Origin of the sequence: Capnocytophaga sp. oral taxon 380 str. F0488 (assembly GCF_000318255.2) — a bacterium.
GTDB classification, from domain to species: Bacteria; Bacteroidota; Bacteroidia; order Flavobacteriales; family Flavobacteriaceae; genus Capnocytophaga; species Capnocytophaga ochracea.
Map to the genome: position 1 here is coordinate 1 of NZ_KB291179.1, position 7,930 is coordinate 7,930.

The window sequence follows — 7,930 nt, forward strand, 5'->3', positions numbered from 1 at the left end:
ATTCGGAGACTTCTCCCAAGGAGAGGGGGAATGTAGGGACGGAAAAAGGGGAATGTGGTGACGGAAAAGTAATGAGAGTCACACAGGCAGGTGCGAGGTCGTGGCACGACAGACGAGTAGACACTTTGCCAAAGTTTTTTATGTAACTATAAATTTACCCTCCGAAATCATCTTTAAAGATGGTTGTGGCGGGTACGTTTTCTTTTAACAAGAGCTCTTGCATTGCTTTGGTAAAGCTATTGGTTCCCACGATGTAATAGTCACAATCGGTGAGGGTGTGGAGATGCTCCTTTAAAAAATCGGTATTGAGGCGCTTTTGGGTGGCGGTGAACACAGGCAGATAGGTATAGTTAGCCAAAGTGCTATGCTGTAAATCGTTGTGAAAAGCAGCTGAGGCTTCGGTTTTATTGGAGTAAAATACTACTACTTCACCTGCAAATTGCTGTTGTTCTAAGGTTTTGAGCATCGGGAGTACGGGGGTAATGCCAATGCCTGAGGCGAGGAACACAATGCGCTTATTTTTTCCTTTAAGAGTGAAATTACCCATAGGAGCGAATATCGTGGCTGTATCACCTATCGCCATTTCGACAACACTTTTCTTAAAACTGCTATCGCTGAGGCGCATTGCAAACTGCAAAGTATCTTCATCAGGATGAGAGACCATTGAGAGCGGGCGCAAAGGCATATCCAATTCGGTATAACGAGGGTTGTTGAGGCTCAATATGGCATACTGTCCTGCTTTATACTGCAAATCTTTAGGTTTTTCAAAAGTGAGCAAGATAGTGTTATGGGCGATAAATTCTTTTGCTAAGAGTTTTACACAGCGTTCATCGGCGAGAGTTGAGGGTGGGTAGTTGTGCCATTTCACTTGGGTTTTCATCTTGCTTGCCGTCATAAAACCGCTGTAAATCGCCCCTGAATAACCACCCCCCGAAGGCGCCCAAGCTGAGGCAAAGTACAAGTTTTTCAGCGGTGAAGCGGTGAGTTTATCGCGTTTAGGGTAGGTTTGTTTCACCGATTGCACATAGCCATAGGGAGTGCCCTGCGGATTTAAAGTGTATCTTTTTATGGTTTTGGCAGTGGCTACCTCATAACACTCCAAGTATTGAAGAATGGTGGGAAATTCGGCTTCTAAACGGGCTAAAAACAGCTGTGCGACCCTTTCCTTCTTCTGCTGATATTCCGCTTCGCTGAGTTCTTCCCATTCTTTGAGGTAATCCACGGCACAAATCACGGCTACCGTCTTCCCCTCAGGAGCTAACTGAGCATCTATACTTCCGTAATTCACAAAAGTAAATGATTTTTGAGCCCAATCGCCCTGCGAATCGGCTTTTACATCTTTCAGTTTATAATCTTTTTGACCTTGAATGATGGTAGAATAGTGGTTTACGCCGAGTTTTTTCAAATCGGTATTGAAGCCCAAATAAATGGTGAGCAGTGAGCAGGCGAGTTCTAAAGGTGCTACCTTTTGCGCTAATTTAGAGCGATAAGGCTCGGGGAGCATTTGAGCTACAATAGGTTGGGCGGCATTGGCGACCACGGTATCGGCATAGAGCGATTGCTTAGCCGCCGAAGTGTTGAACGTATCGCGATAGCTCACCCCCACTGCTTGGTTGTTTTCCACTAAAATCTCTTCTACGAATTTACCCGTAAGCACTTGTCCGCCACGTTTTTCGATAAAGCGCACCAAGTAGTTAGACAGCGACTGTGAACCCCCTTTCACGAAGTTGCCTCCTCCGTTTAAATAGCTACCTTGCGCCATCAGGAAGTACATTAGCGAGAGGTTATAAGGGTCATCGGTATAATAACCCAAATTAGCCGTGAGTACGTTTTTGAGTGCTTCATCTTTGATATTTGCATCCAGCCAATCACCTGTGTTCATTGTAGAAGTTTTGATGATGGTAGGAATCAAGAAAGGCATCAGCGGGTAGAGCAATATATTGAGCCATTTGCTACGGGGGAGTCGGCGCATTTCGGTGTAAAGCCTACCGATGAGTCGAAAATAACGCTCGATTTCGGCTTTGCTATCGGGAAAATCGGCGATGAGTTTTGCTTTGGCTTCTGCCCCGTGATGAATGGTACACTGGAAGTTTTGGTTCTTCAAATGGTAGAATTCGGGTACTTTTAGAAATTCTACTTCCTCAAACACCCCTAAAAGTTCTAAGATAGGACGTTTAGGGTCAGTTTCGTTCAATCCGTCGATTTCGTGCAAACCTACTTCCATTAGGTAATCTTTACGTTTGAAAGCAGTAGCACAACCACCTGCGATATAGTGTTGTTCGAGCACAATTACCTTCTTGCCCCAGAGTGCCAAAGTAGCTCCAGCGATGAGTCCGCCCAAGCCACTACCTATAATAATACTGTTGTAATTTTTCATCTTTGAGAAATAATTATTAATTTTGGGGCAAAATTACAGCGGTTGCGCAATTGTGGCAATACGCAAAAATAACCATTTTTAATTGACGATGAGCACCTCAGCCTCTATGGAAATCTTAGCACAGAAGTATATTCCTTATGCCAAAATGCTAGCAAAAATAGGAAATAATGCCGTTTTTATAGTAGATAAAAACGAGCATTTCTATTTTATTTCCGATAAGTTTAAACTCTTTGGTTACGACGATATTCCTAAGAACGACAGTAGTGAAATGCAAGATTATCCGCTGAAACGACGCATTCACCCCGATGATTTGGCGATGAAAGAGCTCATAGATGAGAAGATTTACGAGTTTCTATCGTCCTTACCCAAAGAAGAACAAGTGCAGTACAAATACATTTACGACTATCGCGGAATGGCAACCGATGGCACTTATGGGCGCGTGACTAACGAGGTGCAACTATTAGAAGTTACCGACGACAACTACCTCGCCTTAGGCATTATAGAAATTGCCCCTGACCAATCGGAGAACTTGCCGGTAAGGGTGCAAATGAAACACTGTATCACAGGGGGGAGATTATCCCTATAAAAATAGAAGAAGAAGATTTTGTGCTTACCCCGCGAGAAAAGGAAATACTCACACTTGCCTCTCAAGGCTTTTCGAGCAAAGAAATAGCTGAACAGTTGTTCATCAGCACTTACACAGTGAATAGGCACCGGCAAAATATACGGGAAAAATTCAATGTCGAAAGCCTTATAGAAGCAATTGATTTAGCAAGAAGGAAAGGAATATTGTGATAAGTAACAGGTTTAATACGCTGTTACCTTTTGAGCAATACTTTCGTAGTGAGTGAAAATACGATAGGTACCTACTTTCATTATTTTATTCTCACTGTCTTTTTTTTCAGTAACTGTTAGTACAAACGCTAAGTTTTTAATACCTTGAGGAGTCAGTTCTCCTGAAATTAGGGTTACATCGTTATTCTTTACACCTTCTGTATTAGCAGCGTGGTTTAGGAAGACGGTAAACTTGTTACCACTACCTGAAATGATAGCACCAGAGCCTGTAGCTGTATCAAACACTCCGAATTTCAGTGCTTTGTAATCAGATTTTACCTTTACTCCTTGTTGATCATAAAACTTATATTTATAATCGGCAGCTGGATCTCCTTTGGTAAAGTAATGATCGTCGGGGTCGCTGGTGTAAAGGAATTTGAGATTGTCGAGCAAATAGATACCCTCGATATTAGGTGGATTAGTTCCTTCGTGAATGGTCATTCCGTTGGCAACCATTTCGGTAAGAGTTTTGTCGGGCAGAATAGTTTTAGCTTCCTTAGGAATATTGAAGTTTGTAACTTCGATATCATTTTTGTCCTTGTTCTTTTTGCTGTCGTTGTCGTCGGATTTAGAGCAACCAATAACTGTAAGCAGTGCAAATACGCCTGCACAAAGTGTGTAAATTGTCTTTTTCATTTTTATTATTGTTTTTTAGGTGTTAGGTGTCAGGGGGTAGGTTTCTAACTTTGGCAAAGGTCGTAGCACGACGGGCGAGTAGAAACTTTGGCAAAGGTGCGAGCCACACAGGCAATTTGAAACTTTGACAAAATTTCTAGCACTACTCATTTGCTAATTTTCATATTTGCTAATTAGCTAATTCGCTTGCGCATTTCGTTGAGTTTCATCAGTGCCTCTACGGGGGTGAGGGTGTTGATGTCGAGACTGAGTAAATCTTCTTTTAGGGCTTCTAAGAGTGGATCGTTCATATCAAAGAAGCTCAATTGCATTTCTTTTTGGGCGTTTTTAACCACTTCGGAAGTGGGTACTACATTATGACTCTCCTCGAGCTTTTTAAGCATTTTATTCGCCTTCTGAATGACATATTGAGGCATTCCCGCCATCTTCGCTACGTGTATTCCAAAACTGTGCGCTGAACCGCCCTCGGTGAGTTTGCGCAAGAAAAGCACGCTGTCTTTGGTTTCTTTTACCGATACATTGTAATTCTTGATGCGCTCGAACTGCTCACTCATCTCGTTAAGTTCGTGATAGTGGGTAGCAAAAAGGGTTTTGGCTTTGCTGGGGTGCTCGTGCAAATATTCGGCGATTGCCCACGCTATGGAAATACCATCGTAGGTGCTGGTACCACGCCCGATTTCGTCCAAGAGCACCAAACTTCTATCGGAGATATTGTTCAAAATAAGGGCTGCCTCATTCATCTCGACCATAAAAGTAGATTCACCCATAGAAATGTTATCGCTTGCTCCTACGCGGGTGAATATCTTATCGACGATACCTAATTGAGCGCTGGCAGCAGGTACAAAACTACCTATCTGTGCCAAGAGGACTATCAGGGCAGTTTGTCGCAGGATAGCCGATTTACCCGACATATTAGGTCCGGTAATCATTATGATTTGCTGGCGTTCGCGGTCTAAATACACATCATTAGCAATGTAGGGTGTACCAACGGGTAGTTGCTTCTCAATCACAGGGTGGCGACCGTCTTTAATCTCAATAGCATACCCCTCGTTCATCTCGGGACGGTGATAGTTGTTTTCCATCGCCAAAGTAGCAAAACCACAGAGGCAATCCAGCTGACCGATAAGCGTGGCGTTCGTTTGTACCTGACCGATATATTCACTGATAAAAGCAATCAGTTCGGCATATAGCGATTGTTCTAACTGAGCGATTTTTTCTTCAGCACCTAATATTTTAGCTTCGTATTCTTTGAGTTCTCCGGTGATATAACGCTCGGCATTCACAAGGGTTTGCTTGCGTATCCAATCCGCGGGGACTTTATCTTTATGTGTGTTACGCACTTCGATATAGTAGCCAAAGACGTTGTTACTATCTATTTTCAAAGAAGGAATACCCGTGCGTTGGCTTTCGCGCAAGAGCAAATCGTCTAAATAACTTTTGCCCGAATGCGAGAGACCGCGTAGTTCGTCCAATTCAGCCGAAAAACCTTTGGCGATAGCATTGCCTTTGGCGATGTTCACTGGGGCATCTTCACTAAGTGTTTCAGCGATGCGCGCGCTAAGTTGTTCGCAACTGTGGAGCTTATCGCCCAAAAGGGTAAGCGATTCATTGGCAGAAGCCAAACACAACTGTTTTATCAGGGGGATATGTTCCAAGGAAGCGCGCAATTGCACTACCTCTCGCGGATTGATTTTAAGAGTAGCGACTTTAGAAATCAGTCGTTCGATGTCGCCCATACGGCTGAGGGCTGTTTTCACCTGCTCTAATACATCGATGTGTTTCAAAAAGTAATCGACCACCTCGTGACGCTGACGGATTTTGTCTAACTTCTTCAGCGGTAACGCCAACCAGCGTTTGAGGGTACGGCTACCCATAGGTGATAGCGTTTTATCAATCACATCGAGTAAACTCACCGAGGGGGTGGTATTGCCCGCATAGAGTTCCAAATTGCGAATGGTAAACTTGTCGAGCCATACATAAGCCTCTTCGGCGATGCGCTGAATGGCAGTAATGTGTTGGAGTTGATGGTGTTGGGTTTCGGATAAGTAGTAGAGAATAGCCCCTGCGGTAAGAATCGCTTCGGTGAGTTCGTCTACGCCAAAGCCTTTGAGAGAGTTGGTTTGAAAGTGTTTGGTAAGTACCTGCTGGGCATAATCGTCTTTAAATACCCAATCTTCCAAGTAGAAACAGTGGAAGTCGTCGCCAAAATGCTCAGCAAATTCCTTTTTTTGGTGTTTAGCAACGAGCAGTTCGCTGGGGCGGAAGTTCTGCAAGAGCTTATCGATATAGGTTTTATCGCCTTGTGCTACCAAGAACTCACCCGTAGAAACATCGAGAAAAGCTGCACCGCAACTTTGTTTGCCCAACCATACTGAGGCTAAGAAGTTATTGCTCTTGCTTTGCAATATATCGTCGTTGAGGGCAACTCCTGGGGTAACGAGTTCGGTAACACCTCGCTTTACGATGCCTTTCACAAGTTTAGGGTCTTCCAGCTGGTCGCATATTGCCACGCGGTAGCCCGCTTTTACGAGCTTGGGAAGATAAGTATTGATAGAATGGTAAGGAAAACCCGCCAATTCACTGCGCTCGGTACCGTTGTTGCGGTTGGTGAGCACAATGTCGAGGGTATGAGCGGCTTTTACGGCATCTTCACCGAAGGTTTCGTAGAAATCGCCTACCCTAAACAGCAGTAAAGCATCAGGATATTTGCTTTTTATCTGATTGTACTGCTTCATCAAGGGGGTTTCTTTTGCCATAGTATTAATTTGTCAATTAGCTAATTTGGTGCGAGTTGCACGGGCTATTATAATAACGTTTTATATTTTTGGGCAAAGATAGTAATAATTTGTTAATTAGCTAATTTGAAAATTAGCAAATTACAGTGACTATAAAATTGGACTGCGGATAAATAGGCTTATTTTTTTTGGGGGCGAGAATATCCATTCGAGAATAGTGCGAAGATGTACTATTAAAAAAGCGGCTCAATATAGCGATGAAAAGCAAAGGAAGCAACAAAACATATAGCATATTCTTTATGTGGGAGGAGAGTTTCTTCAACTGAAATAAGTAAATTAGAGGTTTTATTTTTTGTAGAGATGTTCGCTCAGTTCTTCTGTAGAGGTAAAGAAATGTCCGTAACCTTTTTCGGTAAGACCCTTTACAAGAAGTTTGTCAGAAGTCCATATTTTGTGTTTGATTTGCAGATGAAGAGCAATAAAAGGATAATCTTTTATATCTATATCAGCAACTATTTCTTTTGCTTTAATAGCATTAACTTTTTTAACCTCTTTTTCACTTACAATGGTAACACCTTCTAATAGCTTTTTAAAATCGGTTAATAGTTCCTTTTTTGTTTTCTGATTTTTAAAGCGTTTTACCAAATCAGGAATGTGCTCGGTTACTTCGGCAATGAGATAGTCAGGCACTATATATTGTATTTTCTTCCTTTCGGCTAATATAGAAGCTGTACGTCCTGTAGGATTTACAAGAGCACTCATAAAAATGTTACTGTCGGCAATGATAATCATATAATATTAAATATTAAAATGTTTATCCCAACGTTTAGCTATATTGTGATTTATCTTTTTAGAAATTGTCATCACAAACGCGTAATCCTCAGGGGTCATTTCTTCTTCTTTAGCGGCTTCTACGATTTCCTCAGGGGTCATTTTTAATACTTTAGAAGCGTCTAACACTTCCTGAGAATACTTAGGCTCTTTTTGCTTTGTAACTTTTACAAAATCGAGTGTTTTAAGATATCTCACAAGGTGTAGTGCTTGTGGATTGTTATCAGCAATGGTAATTGTGTAAGGCATAATATTTTCTATTTTCGGCAAAGATACAAGATAATTAGCAAATGAGCAAATTTGTGCAAAATGAGAGTCGTACAGACAGTGGGAGCCATACGGGCGGGAAAAAATTAGCAGATTAGCAAATGTGGAAATTAGGAAATAGAAAATGAGTAGTGATAAAAATCGTTTTTTGATAGGTCAGACTTGTTGAACAAATCGGATAGGTTAGAGAGAGCGGAAGGAAACGGAGAAATTCAAAAGAGGGGAAGTAGGGTTTTTGATGAAAAAAGGG

General features: G+C 42.2%; 5 protein-coding genes and 1 pseudogene. 1 reads left to right on the forward strand and 5 read right to left on the reverse strand.

What is annotated here, in order from left to right; all coding sequences use genetic code 11:
• Positions 1 to 154: 154 nt before the first annotated feature.
• Positions 155 to 2,377: an FAD-dependent oxidoreductase gene (locus tag HMPREF9078_RS01885; RefSeq protein ID WP_009419029.1), complete on the reverse strand. Its 2,223-nt coding sequence runs from the start codon at positions 2,375 to 2,377 to the stop codon at positions 155 to 157.
• An 88-nt stretch (positions 2,378 to 2,465) separates the two neighbouring features.
• Here HMPREF9078_RS01885 and HMPREF9078_RS01890 point away from each other — a divergent pair.
• Positions 2,466 to 3,172, forward strand: a pseudogene (locus HMPREF9078_RS01890) (response regulator transcription factor).
• 12 nt (positions 3,173 to 3,184) lie between these two features.
• Here HMPREF9078_RS01890 and HMPREF9078_RS01895 read toward each other — a convergent pair.
• From HMPREF9078_RS01895 to HMPREF9078_RS01910, 4 genes are all read right to left on the reverse strand, one after another.
• Complete coding sequence (locus HMPREF9078_RS01895; RefSeq protein WP_009419032.1) at positions 3,185 to 3,847, reverse strand: hypothetical protein; 663 nt, start codon at positions 3,845 to 3,847, stop codon at positions 3,185 to 3,187.
• Positions 3,848 to 4,020: 173 nt separating this feature from the next.
• On the reverse strand, positions 4,021 to 6,603 hold the full coding sequence (mutS, locus tag HMPREF9078_RS01900; protein ID WP_009419033.1) for a DNA mismatch repair protein MutS: 2,583 nt from the start codon (positions 6,601 to 6,603) through the stop codon (positions 4,021 to 4,023).
• 324 nt (positions 6,604 to 6,927) lie between these two features.
• The gene (locus HMPREF9078_RS01905; protein ID WP_009419034.1) at positions 6,928 to 7,374 is read right to left on the reverse strand and encodes a PIN domain-containing protein; all 447 of its coding nucleotides are present in this window, start codon (positions 7,372 to 7,374) and stop codon (positions 6,928 to 6,930) included.
• Between the two features lie 6 nt (positions 7,375 to 7,380).
• On the reverse strand, positions 7,381 to 7,662 hold the full coding sequence (locus tag HMPREF9078_RS01910; protein ID WP_002679587.1) for a hypothetical protein: 282 nt from the start codon (positions 7,660 to 7,662) through the stop codon (positions 7,381 to 7,383).
• Positions 7,663 to 7,930: the final 268 nt, after the last annotated feature.

Bases quoted from the DNA above. Each gene is read 5' to 3' on its own strand.
- HMPREF9078_RS01885 (WP_009419029.1), bottom strand. From the start codon at position 2,377: ATGAAAAATTACAACAGTATTATTATAGGTAGTGGCTTGGGCGGACTC.
- HMPREF9078_RS01895 (WP_009419032.1), bottom strand. From the start codon at position 3,847: ATGAAAAAGACAATTTACACACTTTGTGCAGGCGTATTTGCACTGCTT.
- mutS (WP_009419033.1), bottom strand. From the start codon at position 6,603: ATGGCAAAAGAAACCCCCTTGATGAAGCAGTACAATCAGATAAAAAGC.
- HMPREF9078_RS01905 (WP_009419034.1), bottom strand. From the start codon at position 7,374: ATGATTATCATTGCCGACAGTAACATTTTTATGAGTGCTCTTGTAAAT.
- HMPREF9078_RS01910 (WP_002679587.1), bottom strand. From the start codon at position 7,662: ATGCCTTACACAATTACCATTGCTGATAACAATCCACAAGCACTACAC.